Source organism: Bradyrhizobium sp. S3.7.6, from assembly GCF_054061875.1.
Genome location: NZ_JBSSEQ010000001.1, coordinates 2718242 through 2741368, shown reverse-complemented (window position 1 = coordinate 2741368; position 23127 = coordinate 2718242). Strand labels below are relative to the sequence as shown.

The following is a 23127-nucleotide window of genomic DNA, read 5'->3' as shown; positions in this document are numbered from 1 at the left end:
CTAACCAGCCGCCCGCCGCGGGGCCAGATTGGCGGCGCCATCAGCCGGCGGCGCGATCTGCATCAGGATGGTCTGGACCGGGGATGCGACCTCGATGCCGTTCTGCTGGAAGCGCAGCTTCATGCGGCGGTTGAATTCGCGCTGGACCGGCCAGCGGCCGGCCTCCGTGCAGCGGATCTGGCCGACGATCGACACCATGGCACCATCGACCTTGTCGATGCCCCACAGTTCGAGGTCGCCGCGAATTGCCGCGCGAAACTCCGGCTCGCGGCGCATCTCCTCGACGATGTCCTTGAGAATCTGGCCGGCGCGGTCGGTGTCTTCCTTGTAGGCGACATTGACGCTGACGGACGCATTGCCGGCGCCGCGGCTGGCATTGGTGATGGTCGTGACCGCGCTGAACGGCACGATGTGCACCGCGCCGTCGCCGGCGCGCAGACGAATGGTGCGGATCGAGACGTTCTCGACCACGCCGGAGAGGCCGGAGACGCTGACGTTATCGCCGACCTGGACCGTGTTCTCCAGCAGCAGGAACAGGCCGGTGATGAGATCCTGCACCAGCTTCTGCGAGCCGAAGCCGATGGCGATGCCAACGATGCCGGCGCCGGCCAGCAGCGGCGCGACATTGACGCCGATCTCGCTCAGCGCGGTAAGGCCGACGACGGTGGCGATCAGGCAGAGCAGCGCCGTTCGCAGCATCGGCTGGAAGGTGCGCAGGCGCGCCGCGCGGGCGTAGTGCCCGTCGCGTGACAGCGTATTGATCTGGCGGTCCAGCAGCGCGTTGCTGGCTTCCCAGATGGCGGCAGCAATGAGCACGGCGATGCCGATGGTCGCCACCGCCGAAATCAGCCGGCCGCCGATCTGGCCTCCATAGAACCAGACGATGGCGTCGACGCCCCAGACTTCAAGCACGGCCACGAAGCCGATGAACGCGATCACGCTGGATACGATCTTGCGCAACAGCGGCAGATAGCGGTTGGCGCGGATCTCGAGGCCCGGAAAGCGCTGGAGGATCTCCGGCTTGATGCGGAAGCCGCGGTCGATCAGGCTCAGCGTCACCATGATGGCGACGCGCGTGATCAGCGCCACCACGACGGTGCCGACGAAATATTGCAGTAGCAGCGAATAGCCGTTGCGGATGTTGAGCGCCCACACCGCCCACAGCGCGAGGTCGAGCGCGATGGCGAGATAGTGCCAGCCGCCGGCAATGCGGTTGCGCAGGCGCGCCGCGATCCCCTGCCGCTCCGCCGGCGCGCGGATGGCTTCGGCGACCTGGCGGCGGCATTGCAGGATGATGACGACGACGAAGAGATGCACGACCAGCAACACCATGCGCAGCAGCGCGGCATAGCCGGCACGATGCAGGCCGAGCAGCAGCGCCACATTGGCGAAGGCGATGCCGGAGACGCCGACGCCGACGATGCGCCGCGCCCAGATCTCGATATAGGCCGCGGTTTCTGCCCGAACCGGAACGAGGCCAAACGGCCCCGCCAGCGCGCGGACGACGCAGATGAGCCCGCGCGAGAAGGCATAGGCATTGACGACGGCCAGGATCACGAGGCGGACGGTTGCGGGATCGCCGATCTCCGTGCCGAGCAATGCGGTTGCGACGCCGATGAAAACGAACACGGGGAGCAGCTCGAGCAGGAGACGCCCCAGCACGAAGGGCAGCCGCAGCAGCAATTGCCAGACACGTGCGAGACTGTTGCGGCGCTTGTGCAGTTCGGGCGCAGGCGTGACATCGGCGACCGATGACGGCGGATCGGCGATGGGCAGCACCTGCGCCGGCAGGCGCGCGGTTTGCGGGACGCGTCCTTCCAGGAAGGCGACCGGTCGCCGGATCGCGCGGAAGATCACCCACTCCGCCGCAATGGCGCAGCCGAGCACCAGCGCGAGCTTCCACGCGATCTCGATCAGGAGGTTGTAGGCGACGGGATCGTTGGCGGTCCGTACGATCCAGTAATAGAAGGCGGGGAAATGCGTCAGCGTCCGCGCCACGTCGGCGATCTCGCGCGAGATCTCGCCGATCTCTTCCGACACCGTGAGCAGGAGCTGTGCGCCAAGGCCGTCGGCCGAGAGCGGGATCGGCGATTTCTGCTTCGGCGCGGCGGGCACAGGCTGCTGCTGACCGGGCACATTCGCGATCACGCGCAGCGTATCGATCATCTGCGCACGTTTTTTGTCGTCCTGGAGCGTCTCCAGCGCCCGCTTGGCTTCCTCCGGCGACAGTGCGACAGCCCTGTTGGCGGCCGGCGGCTCGGCGCGAACGGTGGAAAGAGATGAGATCGCGATGAAGAGAGCGGCGAGGAACGCCGGGGCAAGCTTGTGCGACACGAGGATTCCCTGGAAAAGCGCATGCGCCGGCGGAGTCGGGACTGTCGCCGCCGAAGCACTGCGTCATGTCGTATCGACGCTATTCGCCCCGGCGCTGTGTCGGAAGTTGGCCAACGAGGCGACATTCTCTTGGCATTTGCCGCAATGCAGGAACGGGAACCGTCGGCTCCGCGCGGCCGGACATCAATCGATGTGCGATGCGCACAACAAAATCCTCCCGTCATTCCGGGAGTCGGCCCGGAATGACGGCGAGGAGGAGGAGAAAGCAGGATGTCAAAGCGCCTGTCATGGCGGCCGCATCACGGCCATCCGACACGATCGGTGTAATGCAAAATACAGCGCCGGGTAGGTAGGGGCTTTGCCTCACTGATGCAGCCCGCTAAACCTTTACCCGGCGTGCCGTTCGCGGTTTCTGCCGCTATGCGATAGTCCGAACGAGCTCCATCGCACTTAACGCGGCTGGATCTGCGGAGGTGGTGTCATAGACCTCCCCTTGCTCTTGAGGTGGACAACGCGTCGCTTGTTTGCGACCGAGACCATGCTCCTCCCGTGACATAAAACTGTCAAGCAGGATCAATGGCGCCGGTATCACATTTGAGGACGTGTTCCCTCCCACCTCGACAGATTGATCGCAGTGGATCAGGGAATAAATTCCCTCCCGCCGCGTTTGTGTCAGAGAGTCCATTCGCCTTCCGCATTCCATCCATTTCCAGAAAGCCAGACATGAAAGCATTACTTTGCATCGCCGCTGTCGCGGCCCTCCTGACTGGATCAGCCTTCGCGCAGACCCCGCCGCAGACCTCGACCAAAAAGGTCGACGGCACCGAGAACGTCTACGTCTTCCGCTATGGCGGTCACCAGTCGATGTTCATCGTGACGCCGCAGGGCGTGATCGCGACCGACCCGATCTCGTATTTGCGTCCGGCAAAACCCTATATCGACGCCATCAAGGCCGTCACCGACAAGCCGATCAAATACGTCATCTACAGCCACCACCATTACGACCACATCGCCGGTGGCCAGCCCTTCAAGGATCTCGGTGCCACCTTCATCGCGCACCGGCGGACCAAGGAGCGTCTGCTCGAGCTGAAGAAGCAGAATTCGCTGCTCGCCGACGTCGTCATGCCGGACCAGGTGATCGGCGACAAGAAGAGCATCACGCTCGGCGGCACCACGCTAGAGCTGAACTATGTCGGCCGCAACCATTCCGACAATTCGCTCGTGATGCGGCTGCCGAAGGAGAAGATCGTCTTCGTCGTCGATTTCGCACCGATCGAGTCCGTGCAGTTCCGCAACATCCCCGACAATGCCTCGCCGTTGGAATATATCGCCTCGCTGAAGAAGCTGGCGTCGCTCGACTGGGAGCGGATGATCCCCGGCCATCCCTATGCCGGCGGCCGCTTCGGCACCAAGAAGGACGTCGATGACGACATCGCCTACATGGAAGATCTATCCGCAGAGGTGAAGAAGGCCGCCGATGCCGGCAAATGCTTCGACACCGCGATGAAGGAAGTGAAGCTGCCGAAATACGAGAAATGGGCGAATTACGAGACCGCCCTTCCCGCCAATGTCGAGCGCTTCTGCTACTGGTGGGGCCGCGGGTATTGAGGGTCGGCTTGCTCAGACGCGACGAGCTTCGCTCGCGCTGAGATCGTAGGGTGGGCAAAGGCGCTCTTGCGCCGTGCTCACCACCTCTCGCCGGATGAAGATTGGTGGGCACGCTTTGCTTTGCCCACCCTAGGGATCGCCGCTAGCGAACGCGCCGCCCTGTCCTCGCCGACGGCGCCTGCGCGAAATACGGATTCGTCAGACATGTCGCCGGACGCCCCTGCGCGCTTGCCTGGCACTGGGCGAACGAGGAGAAAATGCAGTCCATCCGCTCGCCCTCCAAGTCGCCGAAGACGTGCAGGCAGACCGGCGCATCGCCCCCATAGGTCTGGGCGCGCGCGGAACCGGCGATCAAGAGCGCGGCGAACAGGGAAACGACGACAGCAGGCTTGTACACGACAACCTCGAAATCAGAGAAACATTTCAGTCAAATCAACCGTCGACGAGCTGCCGATCCAGTCAAAGTTTTGCGTCAGCCAGATTCGCGCGGCCTCGCGCCCCTCGTCACGCAGGCGGCACAAGAGGCTCCATTCGGGATGGAACTGCGTGGCCGTTCCGAGCTGCGACATCAATTGGTCGTTTCCAATCCAGTGCATGAACATGCGGCTGTGCGTGTTGCGATCGAGCTCGCCATTATCGATCAGCCGGGTAGCGAAGGCAATCGCGCGCATCTCACGCATCAGTGACGAATTGAAGCTGATCTCGTTGATGCGATGGAGAACGTCGGCGGCGCTCGCCGGCAGTTCGTCACGCCGGATCGCGGTCACCTGCACGATGATGACGTCTTGGCTACCTTTTCGATAGATCAGCGGAAAGATCGCGGGATTTCCGAGATAGCCGCCATCCCAATAATGCTCGCCGTCGATCTCGACCGCCTGGAAATATGGCGGCAGACAGGCCGAGGCGAGCACGGTCTCCGCGCTGAGCAGCGGCGTCTGGAACACCTTGATCTTGCCGGTACGAACATTCGTGGCGTTGAGAAATAGCTGCGGTGCGTCCGGCGATGAATTGAGCCGATCGAAATCGACCACGCGTAGCAGCAACGACCGGAGCGGATTGAAGTGGAGGGGGTTGAGCAGGTTCGGCGGCACCGTGTGCGTCAGCGTGTGGATGAAAGCATGGACAGGGTGATATTCCGGCGGCAGCTTGAGGGCCTGGATCAACTGGTTGAGTGGCGAGAACAGGTCATAGACCTGATCCATCCGCGAGACCTCGTACCAGAACGCATGCAGGTTCTGCCGCGCCCCCTCGGCTCCGCCGATGGCCATGCCTGAGGCCAGCACCACCGCATTCATCGCGCCCGCGCTTGTAGCGCTGATCGCCTCGATGGCGAGCCTGCCGTCCTCGAGCACGTGGTCCAGCACGCCCCAGACGAAGGCGCCGTGCGCGCCGCCGCCCTGAAGCGCGAAGTTGACGTTCTTCTGGTTGCTGGTCTCACGGGCGGTCACTTTGCGGGCTTTCTGCCTCCCTTCCCCTCGCGCTCCAGCGCCTTGCGCACCTCGTCGAACTCCGCCACCGAGGCCTTGTCGGCGCGGGGGAAGCGCAGGTCCAGCTTTTCGAGCGCCGCGACGATCGCCGAGCCGATCACGACGCGCGCGAACCATTTGTGGTCGGCCGGCACGACATACCAGGGCGCGTGCGACGTTGCCGTATGCCGGACGATGTCCTGATAGACCGCCTGGTAGCGCGGCCACAGCGCGCGCTCCTTGATGTCGTCCATCGAGAACTTCCACTGCTTGGCCGGTTCCTCGAGCCGCTCAAGGAAGCGCTCGCGCTGCTCCTCCTTGGATAGATTGAGGAAGAATTTCAGAACCACCGTGCCGTTGCGGCTGAGGTGGCGCTCGAAGGCGGAGATGTCCTCGAACCGCTCCTTCCAGATGTTCTTGGTGACGAGCCTTTGCGGCAGCTTCTGCTTGGCAAGAATCTCCGGATGCACCCGCGTGACCAGGCACTCCTCGTAATGGGAGCGGTTGAAGATGCCGATATGGCCGCGCTCGGGCAGCGCGATCGCGTGGCGCCAGAGGAAATCGTGATCGAGCTCCTTGGTGCTCGGCGCCTTGAAAGCATGGACCTCGCAGCCCTGCGGATTGATGCCCTCGAAGATCGCCTTGATCGCAGAATCCTTGCCGCCGGCGTCCATGGCCTGGAGCACGATCAGCACCGACCAGCGGTCCTGGGCGTAGAGCTTCTCCTGAAACTCGATCATCCGCTTCTTGTTGGCGTCGAGAATCTCCAGCGCCTTCTCCTTGTCGAGATCGCCCTTCTCGTTGGTCTTGTAATCCTTGAGGTGAAACTTGCCCGATCCGTCGTAACGGAACGGCGTGATGTAGCGGTCAAGTTCCTGGGCGAGCGATTTGGATGGCTTCTTGCTCATGAGCGCGGGACACCTTGCGTTGCGGCTTCAATCGGTCGAGCACGCTACCAAGGATGCCCTTCGGAAGGAATATGATGAAGAGCACAAGCAGCACGCCGTAGACGAGATTGTCCCAGCCCACCGCCTTGGTCCCGAAGCCGATCCGTAAGGTCTCTGCGAGCAGGATGGTGATGACCGCGCCGACGGTCGGCCCGAGCGAGACGAACAGGCCACCGACGATGGCCGCGAACACCATCTGGAGCGACACCGCGATGCCGCTGACCGTGTCGGGCGTGATGAACATCTGGTACTGGACGTAGATCGAGCCCGCCAGCGCCGTCATCAATGCGCTGATCAGCGTAATCTTCAGCTTCTCCGCGGTGACGTTGACGCCGGCGGCGGCCGCGGCGTCCTCGTCCTCCGAGATCGCCTCCAGCGCGTAGCGGCTCATGCTGCGGTCGATCAAGTGCCAGACGACAATGCCCGCCAGCCACACGCCAAGCGCGATCAGGTACCAGGTCGTCTTGTCGTCGAATTGCAGCGCAAGCAGCTTGTTGCCCGACGCGCGGTTCGGCGTATAGCCAAGCGAGCCGCCGGTATAGTCGCGCGTGGCCGTGATGACCTGGAGCACGATGCCGGAGAGCGCCAGCGTCACCAGCACGAAATAGTGCCCGGTGATGCGGAAGCGGAAGCAGGGATAGCCGACGATCAGCGCCAGCACCCCGGCCGCGGCCATGCCGACGGGAATGCCGATCCAGGGCGACACGCCGAGATGATTCCAGAGCAGCGCCGTGACATAGGCGCCGATCCCCATGAAGCCGCCATGGCCGAGCGAGACCAGGCCAAACCGCCCCATTATCGACCACGACGTATAGGCGAACGACCAGATCAGGATCAGCACCAGGATGTGCAGATGATAGGGATCGCGATAGACGAAGGGCAGCGCGATCAATGCTGCAAGCCCGATTGCCCACGCCACAAGCCGGCCCTGCCCCATCATCGGCGCCTCGCAAGCAGGCCCGCGGGCCGGATGAACATCATGACGATGAAGAAGGCGAAGGCGAGCACATAGCCCCATTCGAGATCGGAGAACAGGCCGCCAAGCGATATGATCTCGGCGAACAAAAACGCGGCGATGAAGCCGCCGATGAAATTGCCGAGTCCCCCGAGCACGCAGATCAGGAAGGTGATCGGTCCGAAGGAGAGGCCGACGAAGGGATGCACGTCATATTGCAGCACCAGCAGGCAAGCGGCGAGCCCGGCCAGCGCGCCGCCGAGCGCGGAGGTGATGAGATACATTCTCTTCGTGTCGACGCCCATCAGCGCCATGATCTGCCGGTCCTGGGAGATGGCGCGGATCGCGGTGCCGGTGAAGGTGCGCGTCATGAACAGGTACACTGCGATCATGCCGACCAGCGCGGCCAGAAAGGACAGCAAACGTGCGTAACTGAAATTCATGTCGCCAAAGGCGAGCACGGGCAGGCGGATGCCGAGATTGCGGAAATCGATGCCGAAGGCGACGGTAGCAAAGCTCTGGAGCACGAACAGAACCCCGCCTGTCGCAAGCAGCTGGTTGATCGGCGGCGCGGTAAGCAGCGGCGCGATCACGAGGTAGTGCAGCGCGGCGCCGAGGATCGCGACGAGCAAAATGGTGAACGGCGCTGCGATGAAGTAGCTGAGGCCGTAATACTGCACGATGAAATACATGGCGTACATGCCGATCATCACGAGCTCGGCGTAGCAGATCCAGGTCACGTCGATGACGCCGAAGATCAAGTTGAGCCCGAGCGCGAGCAGCGCCAGCACGCCGCCAAGCAGGATGCCGTTGATCACGGCCTCCAGCAGATAGATGTCGAAAATGCCCAAAAAAGCTTGCATGCCTGCATGAACCTCATACCCCGAGATACGCTTCCTTGACCGTGTCACTCGCCAGCATCTCGGCCGAGGTGCCGGATGCCCGGATCGCGCCGGCCTCGATCAGATAGGCGCGATCAACCACTTTCAGCACCTGCTGCACGTTCTGCTCGACGATCAGCACCGTCAGGCCGCGGGCGCGGATCCGCTTCACCAGCTCGAACACCTGCTGCACCACGACCGGCGCCAGCCCCGCCGACGGCTCGTCGAGCAGCAGGAGTTTTGGATTCGACATCAGCGCGCGGCCGATCGCGCACATCTGCTGCTCGCCGCCGGACATGGTGCCGGCCATCTGGTGGCGGCGTTCCTTCAGGCGCGGAAACAGGTCGAACACGACATCCAGCCGCTCGGCATAGTGGCCGCGCGCTTCCTTCATGAAGGCGCCCATCTTGAGATTGTCGTCGACCGTGAGCTGCGGAAACAGCCGCCGGTTCTCCGGCACATGCGCGATCCCGAGGCTAACGATCTTGTGCGGCGGCGTCGCCACGACATCGACGCCCTCCATCCTGATCGACCCGCGCGTGGGACGGATCAGGCCTGAGATGACGCGCATCAGGGTGGTCTTGCCGGCGCCGTTCGGACCGATGACGCCGACGGCCTCGCCGGCCTTCACGTCGAGATTGACGTCGAACAGCGCCTGGAATGTGCCGTAACCCGCGCTGACCGAACGAAGCTCCAGCATCGTCTAGCCTCCCGAGCGGCGGCGCGCTTCCGCCGCCGCGGCCTGCGTGGTCTCGGCATCGGTGCCGAGATAGACCTCGATGACGCGCGGGTCGCCGGCAACCGCGCTCGGCAACCCTTCCGAGATCTTCTCGCCATGGTCGAGCACCATCACGCGGTCGACGACGCGCATCAGCACGCCCATGATGTGCTCGACCCAGATGATGGTGATGCCGAGCTCGTCACGGATGTTGCGCAGCATGTCCGCCGCCTGGTCCATCTCGGTCTCGTCGAGACCGCCGAGGCTCTCGTCGGCGAGCAACAGTTTTGGCGCGGTGGCAAGCGCTTTCGCCAATTCGAGCTTCTTCAGGCCGGCCGCCCCGAGTCCATCGACGCTGGCATGGCGATCGGTCGGCAAGCCCACCATCGCAAGTGACCGCTCGGCCGCCTCCTCCGCCCTGGCACGACTGTGGCGGCCCTGGCCGTAGAACCCGGCCAGCGCGACATTCTCGAAGATTGTCAGGCGTCGGAACGGCCGCGGAATCTGGAAGGTGCGGCCGATGCCGCTGTTGATGATCCGGTGCGGCGCAAGGCCCGCGATCTCGGCGCCGCCGAACAGGATCGAGCCGGATGTCGGCGCCAGCGTGCCGGAGAGCATGTTGAAGATCGTGCTCTTGCCCGAGCCGTTGGGGCCGATCAGGCCGAGGATCTCGCCCTGATCGACCCGAAACGACACGTTGTTGACGGCGGTGAAGCCACCAAACCGCTTCACCAGCCCGCTGACTTCCAGCACCGTCCTGCTCCGCCGCTACTGGTTGCTGTAGGTGGTGCCCTTCGGCAGCGGCAGCACAGCCTCGCGCTGCGACTGACTCTTGGGCCACACCACAGAGGATTTGTCGTCGATGTACTGGATCACGACCGGGAACGACCGCTCGTTCTGCCCGGCCATCGGCGTGCCCTCGCCGTAGAACTTGACGCCGAAGCCGAGCATCGTGCCGCCTTCGGGGATGTCGGTGTCGAGCGCGGCCTTGCGCAGCGCGTCGGGATCGACGCCGCCATACTTCTTGATCGCGCGCGGCAGCACATCACTCATGAACACGTAAGTGTTGGACGCGCCGATGCCGACATGCGCGGAGCGGATGGCAACGCCGGGCCTGATCTTGTCGAACTCCTCGCCGACCATCTTGATCACGGGCGGGAGCTTCGGATCCATGGTCTTCTGGTTGGCGAGCCAGATCGAGATCGGGTCGGTGTTGAAGATGTAGGTGGCGTCAGCTCCCATCCCCTCTTTCAGCTTCTCGTAGACGCCGTAGCCGGCACCATGGCCCATCAGCGCGCCGAACTTCAGCCCCTGCTCGCGGGCCTGGCGCAGCAGCAGCGTGATGTCAGGGTTGTAGCCGGTGTGGAAAATGACATCTGGCTTGGCACGCTTCAGCTTGGTCACCAGCGCGGAGAGATCGGGCGCAGTCGCCGAATAGCCTTCCTTCATCACGACGTTGAAGCCCGCCTTCTTCGCGCCGGCCTCGTTGCCCCTTGAGACGTCGACGCCATAGGCGCCATCCTCGTGGATGATGGCGACGCGCAGGTCCTTCGGCTCCTTGTCGAACTTCGCCTTGGCATTCTGCGCGATGAAATCCATCGTCATCATGCCGAACTGGTCGCCGCTCGCCTGCGGGCGGAACACGTATTTGTAGCCCTTGTCGTTGAACACGGCCGACGAGATGCAGGTCGTCATCCACATGAACTTCTTGAGCTGCTCGACGCGGGCGGCGACCGGCACGCATTGTGCCGAGGAGAAGAAGCCGAGCACCATGTCCACCTTCTCCTGCTCGAGCAGGCGGACGGATTCGTTGATGGCGATGTCGGGCTTGCTCTGAGCGTCGGCGTAGACCGCCTCGATCTTGTAGCCTTCGACGCCGGTCTTGGCGAAATGGTCGAGAATAATTTTTGCGCCGATATAGCCGAGCTCAGATCCACCGCCCGCGAGAGGCCCGGTCAGGTCGAAAACAACGCCGATCTTGATCTTCTTCTCTTGAGCCTGGGCCGAAGCCATCAAGCCCGTCGCTGATATCGCGACCAACAGCCCACGTACCAAGCGGGCAGCCATGCGCAGGCGCATCAAAACCTCCCTGGACGATTGTGCATTGCAGTCTTGTTGCTTTTGCTTTTTGGCCCATCACATGGGCTGGGGGCAGCGATGTCAAGCCTCGCGCTTCAGCGCGACGCGAACTGCTGCTCGATAAAGGCCGTGACAAATCGCGGCATGGTCGGCGTGAGATCACTCATCCCGCGCACGAGATGAATGGCCGACAACTCCGGTTCGGCTTCGCGGGCGAGGTTGGCCTCGATCCGGGCCCGGGCTACGTCACCCGGCATGTCCAGGTTGATAATTTGAATCATTGCAATCGACGGACCAGTGACGACACAGTGCCAGTCCGGCTGGGTCCGGTAGTCGGCCGCGGTCAAGCCGGTCTCTTCCCCGAGTTCGCGGATGACACTGCCGGGAATGTCGAGCGCGCCGTCACTGACGTCGTCCAGATCGGGCGTGCCCGAGGGGAAATAGATGCGGCCCGCATTGGCGGTGTGCTGCGCCATCTCGCCCATGATGAAGGCGCCGTCGGAGGCGCGCAGCGCGCCCATGCCAAAACCGTTGAACACGGCCTTGTCGGGAAAGCCCCAGTCGCGCCAGGCAAGGAAGCTCGCGAAATCCGTCTCGAAATAGGTCGCGGCGAGATGGCCGTCCGTGAACACGGCATCGCGCCCGAGCAGGACGCGGCCGTTCCACATCTTCGGCCGCTCGCGCTGCTTCTCGGCGAAATGCGCCGCGATCTCGGCGCGGCGTTCCTCCGCGAACGGCCAGGCGATTGGCCGCACGGCAAGATCAAGCGTCGTGACGCGATGAATGACCAATGACGTCATGACAGCTGATTACAATGCCTTCGCGTCAGTTATTTGGCATTCCCCGTGATCTTCTTGGCCTGATCGACATACTTGTTGGTAAAGGTCTTGCTGACGTCGATCTTGGCAGCGGCCACCTCGGGCGAGCCGACGCTGAACACCGCGAGCACCGCATCCGCGCCCTTCGGGTCCATCTTGCCGGTTTCGGAGAACATCGGGATCGTGTTCTTCAGCGCGGCGAGATAAAGCTCCTTGTTCTTGCCGACCATCTCGTCCGGCATCTTCGCCATGATCTCCTCCGGCGAATGCGAATGGATCCAGCCGATCGTGGCGAGCATTGCGTTGGTGAGGGCCTGCGTTTCCTTCTCGTGGCCGTTGATCCAGGCCACGGTCGAGTACAGCGCGCCGCCCGGATATTCGCCGCCGAACGTCTCGAGCGTGTCCTTCTGGGTCCGGGTGTCGCTGAGGATGCGCAGATCCTTGTGGCTGCCCTGGAGCACGGTGACGGAGGGATCGAGCATCACGGCGGCGTCAATCTGCCCCTGCTCCATCGCGGCCACGGCGGTGGCGCCGAGGCCGACGCCGATCACGGCGGTGCCGGCGGGATCAAGCCCGTTCTTTTTCAGGAGATATTTGAGGAAGAAGTCGGTGGAGGAGCCGGGCGCGCTGACGCCGACCTTCTTGCCGGCGAGATCCTTGATCGACTTGATTTCGTTCGTGTGCGACGGCGAGACCACCAGCACGAGGCCGGGATAACGGTCATAGACCACGAAGGCTTGAAGCTCCTGCTTCTTGGCGGCAAGGTTGACGCAATGGTCGAAATAGCCGGAGACCACGTCGGCGCTGCCGCCGAGCACGGCCTTCAGCGCGTCCGAGCCGCCCTTGAGGTCCACGAGCTCGACATTGAGGCCCGCCTTCTCGTATTCGCCGAGTTGCTTGGCCAGCACCGTGGGCAGATAGCACAGGCAGGCGCCGCCTCCGATCGCGATGGTCACCTTGCTTTGCGCCGCGGCAAGACCGGTGGTGAGCGTCAGCGCGAGCAGCGCGCCGGCGAGCCTGGCAATTGTGTTCTTCATTGGTTTCCTCCGTTCGGCTGGCGGCACCATAGAGCAGCAGGATTGGCTTGAGAAGCACTGCCAAAGTGCGACTCGCCATCGGCCTTTCGGCGCAATAGCATGGGTCCACAAGAACAATTCTTGATGGGGAGGATCATCCATGAAGCGCCTTGCAATCGGCCTGTCGATCGCCGCCGCCTTTGCCGCCGGATGCGGCGCGAACCAACTGCTCCGGCCGGCGCTGGCCGCCGAGAACGTCACCGCGCAGATCATCCACACCGGCGAGATGGAAGGCGACGCACTCGGCCCCGCCAACAATGTCGGCTACCGTTCCAAGATGTTCGCCAGCGCCGACGGCGCCACCATCTCGATCCAGGTCGGCAATGTGCCCAAGCACATGCATCCCAACACCAACGAGATCCAGTACATCCTGGACGGGACCGGGACGATCTGGCTCGGCGACAAGGAGGTGACGGTGAAACCCGGCGACCTCGTCATCATCCCCAAGGGCACCCCGCATGGCGGCACCAAGCCGATCAGCGGTCAGGTCAAGGCGATCGCGATCAAGACGCCGCCGCAGGCGCCCGATGACACCAAGCTGCTGGACTAGGCTCCCCGCAACTCGGGCCGGTTGAACGTTCGGGCTCGCACTGCCGTGCGGGCCCATTTCGTCAGTTTCGAGGCTAGATCGGGCGCGTCTGCTTCCGGATCTCGTTCGCGATCGGCTTGAGGGTGTCGCCCGGAAGCTGGCCGACGAGCGTGTAACCCATGCCGCCATCCGCCCACACGAAGCCCGCGACATCGCCGGTCGATTGCGGCATCATCGGCGTATCCAGATTGCGGTTGCTCATCGGACGCGTCAGCACGACAAGCCGGTCGCCGTGATCGTCATCGTACATGAACATCGCGGCCGGGCCGTGCGACGTCGCAACCAGGCGACCGCCCATCAGACGATAGCCGGATACAGAGAGATCCGGCACCTTGACCGGCTGCTTCAACCGCCTGGAGACCCATTGCGTGAGCTCGGCACTGTCGGACGCCCTTATCTCGACCGGCCGCACGCGGTCCGGTGCGTAAACGCCATACGAATAGGCCGCCTCCTGTGCCAGCGCAGACAGTCCGTTCGAGCCCTCCTGCAAGACGCCGCGCATGGTCCATCCGCCGAGACCGCCGATGCCGAGAAGCAACATCGCAGCGATCACCCACCACGCCCGCATGGGAGACCGCCTCCGGCTCTCGATGGTGTGCGACAGATTCAGCTCGGCCGGCAACGGCTCGTCGGCGATCGACGCAAATGCCCCGCGCAGCTCCTCCCGCTGGGTGGCGAAGGCCGCAACGCGCGCGGCGACATCCTGATGATCGTCCAGATAGGATGCGACCTCCGCGCGCCGCTCAGGCTCGAGCGCCTGGTCGACATAGGCGTGGAGATCATCCTCGGTGATCGGCCGGCGGTTCATTTCACGCCCCGCAATGCCACGACGTTCCCTGGAGCCACGCCCTCCATCTCCTGCAATAGCCTCTCCCGCGCGCGCGACAGGCGTGACATCACGGTCCCGACCGGGATCTTCAGCACTCCCGCGGCGTCCGCGTAGGATAGATCCTCAACCGCAACAAGCAACAACACGGCACGCTGCTCTTCCGGCAGTCTCGCAAGCTTTTTCAGGACATCCCGATAGATCAGCCTGTGCTCCTGCGCGGCGGCACTGACAAGCTCACGCTCGCCTGCATCGTCGATCGGCATATGCCTGCCCCGCGCCGTCGCCTGGCGGAATTGCGTGACCGCCAGATTGTGGAGGATGCTGAACAGCCAGGCGCGCACGCTGCCGTCGCGCCGCTGATGCCAATGGCTGACGGCACGTTCCAGGCAATCCTGAACCAGATCATCGGCAGCCACGCGATCGCGCAAAAGCGCGCGCGCGTAGCGGCGGAGCGCGGGGATAAGCGGCCCGACCTGAACCAGCATGTCCTTCACGAGGCGCTCCACCTGCCCTTTGCCGACGTCGGACGGCGCGTCATCGCGCCTCGATCTGGACCGCCTCACCAGGCATGGCCGCGTCGCCGGCCGCAATCACCAGGTACCGCCTTGCTTCAGCGGCGGACTGGTCGACGATCTGCCGGATCGGACCGGCCACATTGACGATGGCAGATCCAGCCGGATTGGTCATGAACGCCGCCAACGGCTGCAACGGGCCGCTTCCGTCGCCATGTTCCGCCAGGGCAAGCACATATTTCTGCTTGGGCTGAAGTCCCGTCACCGAAGCCTGCAAGATCTGAATCAGGCCTTGATCGAACAGCGACACGCTGGTCGGCGCCATGCCGTCCTTTGCACCGTCCTTCGACGTAAGCGTGAGATGAGCGACCTGGCCGGCAACGCCGAGTGCCTGCAAATTCTGGCGGTCATCAGGGTTAGGCGCGGCATTTGGAACATACGCGATTGCCTGCGGCGCCTGGCCGATCGGAACGTTCCCGACCACTTTATTGGTCGCCGTGTCGATGGCCGCGAGCGCGTCGGCGTTCTCCAGCCCGACATAGATGCGTGTGCCATCGCCGGACGGCCAGACGCCGTGCGGCAGATTGCGGACCGGGATCGTTGCGACCTGCGAGAAATCGTCGGTGCGGAACACCTTTACTTCGTTCAGGCCACCGATGGTGACGTAGGCGAACGTGCCCTTGGCAGTGTGCGCGAAATTGACGTGGTTGGTGATCGGCCCGGTATCGATCGTCTTGATCGCGTTGAACGGTGGCTTGGCGTTGAACACCTGTGTCCGGCCGACGTCCTTCAGCGTGAACCACACCTGGTTTCCATCCGGCGTCGCCGCGATGTTCGGGCAGAATGGGCTCTCCTGCTTCACCGTGGCGACGATCTTGTGCTCGGCCACCGCGACGACGTCGGTCTCGGGATTGAACGACGAGCAGATGTAGCCGTATTTGCCGTCGGGTGAGAAAATCTGCATGCCCGGCCCGTTCGGGGTCGTGATGCGGGTCTTCTCCTTGAAGCTGATCGGATCGATGACGGAGATGTAGTTCTCGCCGCGAACGGTGACCCACACTTCCTTGCCGTCCGGCGTGAAGAACGCCTCGTGCGGCGATCGTCCGACGTAAGTGATATGCTTGACCGCGTTGGTCGCGGTGTCGATGAAGCTCACCGAATTCGAGCCGATCGACACCACGGCGAGCGTCTTGTGATCGGGCGAGAAGCCCATGCCATGTACGAGCACCTGGCCCTTGTAGAGCGGGCTGAAATTGCCGGGCTGCGGGTCGCCCAACCGGATCACGCCAAGCAGCTTGTTGTCGACCGGATCGGTGACCGAAACCGTATTCGAGAACTGCTCCGCCGCGTAGACGCGGTCGTGATGGCTGATCGGAATATCGGGGCCGGACAGCGCGCCCGGCGCCTGCCCCGCCCACGCGATCGAACCCGTCGCAAGCATCGTGGCCGCCAGGAAAATGCTCTTCATCATAGTGCTTCGTGACGTCTGCATCTGCGACTCCTACTTCTTCATTCCCGTGGACATATCCATCTGCATGCCCGGATGATGATGAACGGTTGTGTTGGGAGCTGAGGGCGGTTGGGTCGGGGCGGGCGTGGTGTCTGTCGCCGGCTCGCCGATCGCGAGCTTCATGGCCGCGATCTCCTGCATCTGGTCGACGATGATTTCCTGGGCGATGCGCCGCAGCTGCTCGTTCTTGCCATAGCGCAATTCGATGACCGCCATGTCGATCGCGCCCTGATGATGCGGGCTCATCATTGCGACGAAGTCGCGATCGATGTCGCCGGTCGGCTTGGCCGCCATGTCGTTCATCATCTTGGTCATCGCCGCTTCGTTTTCTTCCAAAAACGCACGCTCCTCCGTGCCCACCGCGGCCGGCGCGGCGGCCGGATGGGATTCATGCGCGAACACGAGCAGCGGGAGTACGGACGCGACCAGAATTGGCGCGGCAAGGAACGCCGTGCCGAGGCCGGGCCTGGGCCATCGGCATCTGCTTGCAAGAGCCGCTACGGCGCGGCGAAACTGTGAGGGGGGCATCCTGAACTCCCATGCAGGTGGTTGCATGGGGGTATGACGTATGGCCGCGCGTTCTATTCCGGGCGGTCAATCACATAAACGTCAGCAGCCAAACGAGGCGGCCTACCCCCGCCCGTCCACGGTCGGGCGCCAGACCAGCAGCCTGCGCTCAACCAGCGTCACCCCGAAGTCGATCAGGATGACGAAGGCCGACAACACGAACATGCCGGCGAACACACCGGCGACGTCGAAGATGCCTTCGGCCTGCTGGATCAGATAGCCGAGCCCCGCCGCCGATCCCAGATATTCGCCGACGACCGCGCCGACCACGGCGAAGCCGACCGAGGTGTGCAGCGACGAGAACATCCACGACAGCGCCGACGGCCAATAGACGTGCTGCATCAGCTGCCGCTCGCTCATGCCGAGCATGCGGCCATTGTCGAGCACGGTGCGGCTGACCTCCTTGACGCCCTGATAGACGTTGAAGAACACGATGAAGAACACCAGCGTCACGCCGAGCGCGACCTTGGACCAGATGCCGAGGCCCAGCCACAGCGCGAAGATCGGCGCAAGCACGACGCGCGGCAGCGCGTTGACCATCTTGACGTAGGGGTCGAACACCGCGGCAACCAGCGGCTGGCGCGCGAACCAGAAGCCGACCAGCACGCCGCCGAGCGATCCGATCACGAACGCCAGAATCGATTCCGTCAACGTGATGCCAAGATGCTTCCAGATCACGCCGGACGAGAACCATTTGACGATCTGGCTGAACACGTCGACCGGGTTGGAGAAGAAGAACGGCGGCAACAGGATTTTTCCGAACACCGGCACGGTCGCAAAGAGCTGCCACAGTACGAGGCAGACGACAGCGACCAGGACTTGCAGCGCAAGCAGCGTCACGCGCGACATCAGATCGCCTCCGCCGCTTGGGTCGATTGCGCGTAGCCCTTCATCACCTCGTCCTTGAGCACGCTCCAGATCTCGCGGTGGAGCGCATGGAACTCCTTGTCCAGCCGCACCTCGAAAATATCGCGCGGGCGCGGCAAGCTCACGCGCCAGTCGCCGATGATGCGCGAGGACGGCCCCGCCGACATGATCACGACGCGGTCGGCGAGCGCGATCGCCTCTTCGAGATCATGGGTCACGAACAGCACGGCCTTGCGGTCGGCGTTCCAGAGGTCGAGCAGCAGATTGCCCATGACCTGGCGGGTCTGCGCATCGAGCGGCCCGAACGGCTCGTCCATCAGGAGTATCTTTGGGTCGCGGATCAGCACCTGTGCCAGCGCCACGCGCTTGCGCTGGCCGCCGGAGAGCATGTGCGGATAGCGGTTGGCGAAGGCGCCGAGGCCGACGGAGGTCAGCCATTTTTGCGCACGTTGCAGTGCCTCGGCGCGGGACGTGCCCGCGATTTCGAGCCCGATCGCGACATTGTCGAGCGCGGTCTTCCAGGGGAACAGCGCATCGGCCTGGAACAGGTAGCCGGCGTCCCGGTTCAGCCCCGCGAGCGGCCGGTCGAAAATCTTGATGCTGCCGGCGGCGGGCTTGAGCAGGCCGGCCGCGACGTTGAGCAGCGTCGATTTCCCGCAGCCGGTCGGCCCGACGATGGCAACGAACTCGCCCTGCGCCACCGAAAGATGCGCCTTCTCCACCGCCGTATAGACCCGGTCGTCCCCCAGCCGGAACGCGACCTTGGCGTCTTCCAGCGCCACTGCCGTGGGCGTCGTCATGTGTTCCCTCCGAACTTGGCCCGATGCCTTAGCCGCTCGCGCGGCCAAGTTCAATCGAGCCGCCAAGCGTGCTACGCATGGGTCCTGCCGTGCTCTTACCCTCCCCTGGAGGGGGAGGGTAAGAGAGTGAGCCCCGCCCAATGTCTTCCAGGCCGATGATTGGCTATTCCCACGTCAGCAAGAACTTCGGCTCACTCAAGGCCGTCGACGATGTGTCGCTCGACATCGCCGAGGGCGAATTTCTGGCCATCGTCGGCGGCTCCGGCTCCGGCAAGACCACGCTGCTGCGGCTCGCCAACCGGCTGATCGAGGCCGATGCCGGCACCATCACGGTCGAGGGCGAGGATGTGCAAACCGTCGATCCGGTCGCGCTGCGGCGCCGGATCGGCTACGTCTTCCAAAGCGGCGGGCTGTTTCCGCATCTGAGCGTCGCCGACAATATCGGGATCACGCCAAGGCTGCTGGGCGCACCGGCAGCGGACATCACCGCGCGGGTCGACGAGCTGCTCGAGCTCGTGCAACTCGACCGTCGCGCGCATCGCGATCGCCTGCCCGAGGCGCTCTCCGGCGGCCAGCGCCAGCGCGTCGGGGTGGCGCGGGCGCTCGCGGCACGGCCCCGCATCGTGCTGATGGACGAGCCGTTCGGCGCGCTCGATCCCCTCACCCGCGATGCGCTCGGCGAGGATTTTCGCGAACTGCACCGCAAGCTCGGCCTGACCACCGTCATGATCACCCATGACATGACGGAGGCGATCCTGCTCGCCGACCGCATCGCGGTGATGCGCGGCGGACGACTGCTGGCGCAGGGCACGCCCGCGGAACTCTCAAGCAGCAGCGACGCCTATGTGCTGGAGCTGCTGCGCACGCCGCGGCGCCAGGTCGAGCGGCTGAACGCGTTGCTGCCACAAAGCGGTGCGGCATGAGCCTGTTCGCCGATCCGCGCTGGGGCGAGGCGCTGTCGCATCTGCCCGACTATCTCGGCAACCATGTTCGGGTCAGCCTCGCCGCGCTCGCGCTCGGCCTCGCCGTCAGCCTGCCGCTGGCGATCCTGACGCGCAACCGCCCGGCGCCGCGCGCCATCCTGCTCGCGCTCGCAAGCATCGTGCAGACGGTGCCCGGCCTGGCGCTGCTCGCGCTGTTCTATCCGCTGCTGCTGCTGGCCGCGTCCTTGACACTCGCCTGGTTCGGAATCTCCTTCTCCGCTTTCGGCTTCCTGCCGGCGATGCTGGCGCTCGCGCTCTATTCGATGCTGCCGGTGCTGCGCAACGGCATCACGGGCCTCAACGGCATCGATCCTGCGCTGATCGAAGCCGCCAAGGGCGTCGGCATGACCGCGCGGCAGTCGCTCATCATGGTCGAGCTGCCGCTGGCGCTGCCGGTGATGATGGCCGGCATCCGCACCGCGGCGGTGTGGGTGATCGGCACCGCGACCCTGTCGACGCCGATCGGGCAGACCAGCCTCGGCAATTACATTTTTGCCGGGCTTCAGACCCAGAACTGGGTGTTCGTGCTGTTCGGCTGCTTTGCCTCGGCCCTGCTCGCGCTCGCCGTCGATCAGCTGCTCGGCCTGATCGAGAGCGGCTTGCGTCACCGCAACCGCCTGCCTGCCGCGCTTGGCGGCATCGGGATCGCGGCGCTGGTCCTCGCAACGCTGGTGCCGACGATGGGACGCTCGTCGCAGAGCTATGTCGTCGGCGCCAAGACGTTCGCCGAGCAATATGTGCTGTCGGCCCTGCTGAGGGATCGCCTCCAGGCCGCCGGTCTCCCCGCGACCGCGCGGTCGGGTCTCGGCTCCAGCGTGATCTTCGAGGCGCTCAAGGCCGGCGACATCGATCTCTATGTCGATTATTCCGGCACGCTGTGGGCCAACCAGCTGCACCGCACGGACATCAAGCCGCGCGCGGAGTTGTTGGCGGAGCTCAAGACAGCGCTCGCAGAGGACCATATCACCCTGCTCGGCGAGCTTGGCTTCGAGAACGCCTATGCGCTGGTGATGCCGAAGAAGCGCGCCGAAGCGCTCGGCATCCGCACCATCGCCGATCTCGCCGCGCATGCACCGGCGCTGTCCATCGCCGGCGACTACGAATTCTTCTCGCGCCCCGAATGGGCAGCGCTGCAAAAATCCTATGGCCTCTCGTTCCGCGCCCAGCGCCAGATGCAGCCGGATTTCATGTATGCGGCCGTCGCCAGCGGCGAGGTCGACGTGATCGCCGGCTACACCAGCGACGGACTGATCGCGAAATACGATCTGGTCGTGCTGGACGATCCCAGGCACGCGATCCCGCCCTACGACGCGATCCTGCTGCTGGCGCCGAAGCGGGCCGGCGATGAGCGACTACAGGGCGCGCTCAAGCCGCTGCTTGGCAAGATCGACATCGCCACAATGCGCGAGGCCAATTTGCGCGCCAGCGGCAACGACGCGAATTCATCGCCGGATGCGGTGGCGAAGTGGCTTTGGGAGAAGGTGGGCAAGCGGTAGGCCCGGATTTCGTAGGGTGGGCAAAGGCGCGTAAGCGCCGTGCCCACCGTCTCTCAACACGCGCAACAGGATGGTGGGCACGCTTCGCTTTGCCCACCCTACGATCTGGGTCTGCGTACCCCAGCGCTACAGCCCCCGGATGATCCCGGCATTGATCAGCAGCCGGTTGAGCCGCCGCGCCTCGGCGCCGTCCTTGCAGCCGTAGAAGATGCCTTTGCAGCGGAGCATGATCTGCTTCTGCTCGGCGAAGGAGGGATCGAGCGGAATGCCGGCGGCTTCCTGAATCACCAGCGGGAGATAGGGGCCGTCGACCGTGTCCATCACGGCCTCGCTCTTCACCGGCTCGAAATTGATGGCGTCGATCGCGTAATAGGTCGCGTAGAGACGCGGGTCGTAAGCGTCGAGCTTCTTGCCGAGGGCGCCCTCGTCGAGCCCGGGCTCGAGGAGGTTCGGCGCAAACTCAGGCTGGTGATCGCCGTAGCGCACGATCAGGAAGGGCTCGCCGGGAAAATTCTTCTTCAGCCCCGCCACAAACGCTCTGTACTGCTCGGCGCTCATCGCCTGTCGGCGCAGATATTCGTCGATGGACGCCACATTATTGCCCGGCGCGCGCCAGTTCGGCAGCAGATCGGGGCGGAAGCGCGTCTCCCAGGGGAAATGATTGGCGCCGAGATAGATGAAGGTGAACAGCGGCTTGTTCGGCGGCTGCTGGCCCATCAGTTGGAGCGCCTTGTCGTAGAAAAAGGAGTCCGGCTCGACGTCCTTGGCGCCGAGATCCTTCGAGTCGAGGAAGCGCTCGACGCCCGTCGTCACCTGAAAGCTGCGCGCGCCCATGAAGCCGCCATAGGCGGGATAGAGCGATAGCGTGTCATAGCCGCAGCGGCGCAACGCCAGCGGCAGGCCGCGCTCGACGCGGTTTGAGGCGATGCGCGTCACGAAATAGGCGAAGCGGCCGAACGAGCGCGAGGAGAGGCCAGCGAGCACGTTGTATTCGGTGAACCAGCTCGGCCCGCCATTGCTCTCGGCCAGGAACGTGCGCTGCTTGCCGTCAAAGGATTTGAAATGATCGCCATAGCGCGGCGGCACCTTGATGCCCTGGGCGGCGCGGATGTCGAAGCTCGATTCATCATGGACCATGATGATGTTCGGCCGGCGGCCCGCGGGGTGGCAGGCATCCACCAGCGGCATGTTGAGCCGTTCGTTGGTCGAGGCGGCCGACTCCATGAAACCGTATTGCGCGAAATCGGAGACCGCGCTGACGCCGGAGCGGAAGAATTTCGAGAGATAGCCGTCGTCGTAATAGCCGCGCCAGGCCTCGTCTGGATGATAGAGCGAATAGCCGACCAGTGCGGCAAGACAGGCGAGCGTGGACGCGAACGCCGGCAGGCGGCGGATGCGAAACGGATCGAGCCACCACAGCGCATACATCAGCGGCAGCGTGACGAGGCCGGCCCCGATCACCGACCAGCGCAGGTTCGGGAAGATCGTGAACAGGAACGCCACGGTGTCGCGGTCGATCATCATCAGGTCGATGAAGTTGACCGTCATCTGCACGACGTCGTGCTTGAGACGCGACAGCAGCACCAGCACGACGACCATGGTCAGCGACAGCGCGCCCGACAGCGCCGGCCGCCGCAAGAGCGTGATCCAGAAGAAATTGAGGATGCCCCAGGCGAGCACGAACGAAAGCCGCGAACCCAAATCGGTCTCGGTCTCGTACATCAGCGCGAGGGCGGCAAGATGCGGCGCGGCAACCGCAAGCAGGCGCCAGATGCCGAGCGCGGCAACGCTCGCCAGCACGGCGGTGGTGGCAGAAGGACCTGGATTCGGCGCGGACGCCATCGACGGCACGCAACTTCTGGTCCGGCGCGATGAATACCCAGCCGTCGGGCCGGCCTGCGGCGTTCGGCGCAGCCGGAAGCCTGCACCGTGTCATAAAACTGTAATTGAATGGTCGCGGACAAGCAACGCGTGTCGCGGTCCGACCTTCGCTTAATGTTAGCAGGCGCCGAACAGCCGCACGGCCAACTCCATCCCCTCACCCTGAGGAGCCTGCGAAGCAGGCGTCTCGAAGGGCGAGGCCCGAGTGGGC

At 64.1% G+C, this 23127-nt stretch carries 22 protein-coding genes; 4 read left to right on the top strand and 18 right to left on the bottom strand.

Translation table 11 applies throughout. The annotated features are described in order from the left end of the window. Window positions 1-2334 carry a mechanosensitive ion channel domain-containing protein gene (locus ACVJ5M_RS13005; RefSeq protein ID WP_085401552.1) on the bottom strand — a complete coding sequence of 778 codons (2334 nt, stop codon included), beginning with the start codon at window positions 2332-2334 and terminating at the stop codon, window positions 1-3. A 723-nt stretch (window positions 2335-3057) separates the two neighbouring features. Between ACVJ5M_RS13005 and ACVJ5M_RS13000 the strand changes: the two genes are divergently transcribed. After that, on the top strand, window positions 3058-3942 hold the full coding sequence (locus ACVJ5M_RS13000) for an MBL fold metallo-hydrolase (protein WP_085401551.1): 885 nt from the start codon (window positions 3058-3060) through the stop codon (window positions 3940-3942). A 142-nt stretch (window positions 3943-4084) separates the two neighbouring features. Here ACVJ5M_RS13000 and ACVJ5M_RS12995 read toward each other — a convergent pair whose 3' ends face one another. The 10 genes from ACVJ5M_RS12995 to ACVJ5M_RS12950 form a co-directional block, all read right to left on the bottom strand. Further along, window positions 4085-4339, bottom strand: coding sequence for a DUF3551 domain-containing protein (locus tag ACVJ5M_RS12995; RefSeq protein ID WP_231143026.1), 255 nt, complete (start codon window positions 4337-4339; stop codon window positions 4085-4087). Window positions 4340-4352: 13 nt separating this feature from the next. Continuing rightward, entirely contained in the window at window positions 4353-5390 is a 1038-nt protein-coding gene (locus ACVJ5M_RS12990; RefSeq protein ID WP_071910557.1) for a patatin-like phospholipase family protein, read from the bottom strand. Continuing rightward, complete coding sequence (locus ACVJ5M_RS12985) at window positions 5387-6316, bottom strand: polyphosphate kinase 2 family protein (RefSeq protein WP_231143028.1); 930 nt, start codon at window positions 6314-6316, stop codon at window positions 5387-5389. Before ACVJ5M_RS12985 ends, ACVJ5M_RS12990 begins: the two co-directional genes overlap by 4 nt. Continuing rightward, the gene (locus ACVJ5M_RS12980; RefSeq protein WP_354097217.1) at window positions 6276-7295 is read right to left on the bottom strand and encodes a branched-chain amino acid ABC transporter permease; all 1020 of its coding nucleotides are present in this window, start codon (window positions 7293-7295) and stop codon (window positions 6276-6278) included. Before ACVJ5M_RS12980 ends, ACVJ5M_RS12985 begins: the two co-directional genes overlap by 41 nt. Next, a complete protein-coding gene (locus ACVJ5M_RS12975; protein ID WP_085401547.1) occupies window positions 7292-8173 on the bottom strand; it encodes a branched-chain amino acid ABC transporter permease in 882 nt (293 codons plus the stop codon). The genes ACVJ5M_RS12980 and ACVJ5M_RS12975 overlap by 4 nt, the downstream gene beginning before the upstream one ends. A gap of 13 nt (window positions 8174-8186) precedes the next feature. Beyond that, the gene (locus ACVJ5M_RS12970) at window positions 8187-8891 is read right to left on the bottom strand and encodes an ABC transporter ATP-binding protein (protein WP_085401546.1); all 705 of its coding nucleotides are present in this window, start codon (window positions 8889-8891) and stop codon (window positions 8187-8189) included. Window positions 8892-8894: 3 nt separating this feature from the next. After that, complete coding sequence (locus tag ACVJ5M_RS12965; protein WP_028150401.1) at window positions 8895-9662, bottom strand: ABC transporter ATP-binding protein; 768 nt, start codon at window positions 9660-9662, stop codon at window positions 8895-8897. A gap of 15 nt (window positions 9663-9677) precedes the next feature. Next, window positions 9678-10988: an ABC transporter substrate-binding protein gene (locus ACVJ5M_RS12960; protein ID WP_085401545.1), complete on the bottom strand. Its 1311-nt coding sequence runs from the start codon at window positions 10986-10988 to the stop codon at window positions 9678-9680. A 95-nt stretch (window positions 10989-11083) separates the two neighbouring features. Beyond that, window positions 11084-11788 (bottom strand): hypothetical protein, encoded by a 705-nt coding sequence (locus tag ACVJ5M_RS12955; protein WP_085401544.1) that lies wholly within the window; start codon window positions 11786-11788, stop codon window positions 11084-11086. 29 nt (window positions 11789-11817) lie between these two features. Beyond that, entirely contained in the window at window positions 11818-12843 is a 1026-nt protein-coding gene (locus ACVJ5M_RS12950; protein WP_085401543.1) for an ABC transporter substrate-binding protein, read from the bottom strand. Window positions 12844-12982: 139 nt separating this feature from the next. On the opposite strand from ACVJ5M_RS12950, the gene ACVJ5M_RS12945 reads away from it, so the two are divergent. After that, window positions 12983-13432: a cupin domain-containing protein gene (locus ACVJ5M_RS12945; protein WP_085401542.1), complete on the top strand. Its 450-nt coding sequence runs from the start codon at window positions 12983-12985 to the stop codon at window positions 13430-13432. A 73-nt stretch (window positions 13433-13505) separates the two neighbouring features. Here ACVJ5M_RS12945 and ACVJ5M_RS12940 read toward each other — a convergent pair whose 3' ends face one another. The 6 genes from ACVJ5M_RS12940 to ACVJ5M_RS12915 form a co-directional block, all read right to left on the bottom strand. Next, entirely contained in the window at window positions 13506-14279 is a 774-nt protein-coding gene (locus tag ACVJ5M_RS12940; RefSeq protein WP_354099560.1) for an anti-sigma factor family protein, read from the bottom strand. Further along, window positions 14276-14785 (bottom strand): sigma-70 family RNA polymerase sigma factor, encoded by a 510-nt coding sequence (locus ACVJ5M_RS12935; RefSeq protein ID WP_231145375.1) that lies wholly within the window; start codon window positions 14783-14785, stop codon window positions 14276-14278. Before ACVJ5M_RS12935 ends, ACVJ5M_RS12940 begins: the two co-directional genes overlap by 4 nt. 49 nt (window positions 14786-14834) lie before the next feature. Next, window positions 14835-16304, bottom strand: a complete 1470-nt coding sequence (locus tag ACVJ5M_RS12930; protein WP_456679296.1) for a YncE family protein — start codon at window positions 16302-16304, stop codon at window positions 14835-14837. Window positions 16305-16313: 9 nt separating this feature from the next. Further along, on the bottom strand, window positions 16314-16850 hold the full coding sequence (locus tag ACVJ5M_RS12925) for a DUF305 domain-containing protein (RefSeq protein ID WP_231143035.1): 537 nt from the start codon (window positions 16848-16850) through the stop codon (window positions 16314-16316). Window positions 16851-16952: 102 nt separating this feature from the next. Further along, a complete protein-coding gene (locus ACVJ5M_RS12920; RefSeq protein ID WP_014493076.1) occupies window positions 16953-17738 on the bottom strand; it encodes an ABC transporter permease in 786 nt (261 codons plus the stop codon). Continuing rightward, window positions 17738-18556 carry an ABC transporter ATP-binding protein gene (locus ACVJ5M_RS12915; RefSeq protein ID WP_071910541.1) on the bottom strand — a complete coding sequence of 273 codons (819 nt, stop codon included), beginning with the start codon at window positions 18554-18556 and terminating at the stop codon, window positions 17738-17740. The genes ACVJ5M_RS12920 and ACVJ5M_RS12915 overlap by 1 nt, the downstream gene beginning before the upstream one ends. 140 nt (window positions 18557-18696) lie before the next feature. Here ACVJ5M_RS12915 and ACVJ5M_RS12910 point away from each other — a divergent pair, with 140 nt between their 5' ends. Further along, a complete protein-coding gene (locus tag ACVJ5M_RS12910) occupies window positions 18697-19479 on the top strand; it encodes an ATP-binding cassette domain-containing protein (protein ID WP_231143039.1) in 783 nt (260 codons plus the stop codon). After that, window positions 19476-21035 carry a glycine betaine ABC transporter substrate-binding protein gene (locus tag ACVJ5M_RS12905; protein WP_231143041.1) on the top strand — a complete coding sequence of 520 codons (1560 nt, stop codon included), beginning with the start codon at window positions 19476-19478 and terminating at the stop codon, window positions 21033-21035. Before ACVJ5M_RS12910 ends, ACVJ5M_RS12905 begins: the two co-directional genes overlap by 4 nt. Before the next feature lie 126 nt (window positions 21036-21161). On the opposite strand, the gene ACVJ5M_RS12900 is transcribed toward ACVJ5M_RS12905, so the two are convergent. Beyond that, window positions 21162-22877: a sulfatase-like hydrolase/transferase gene (locus tag ACVJ5M_RS12900; protein ID WP_166101617.1), complete on the bottom strand. Its 1716-nt coding sequence runs from the start codon at window positions 22875-22877 to the stop codon at window positions 21162-21164. Between the last annotated feature and the right edge of the window lie 250 nt (window positions 22878-23127).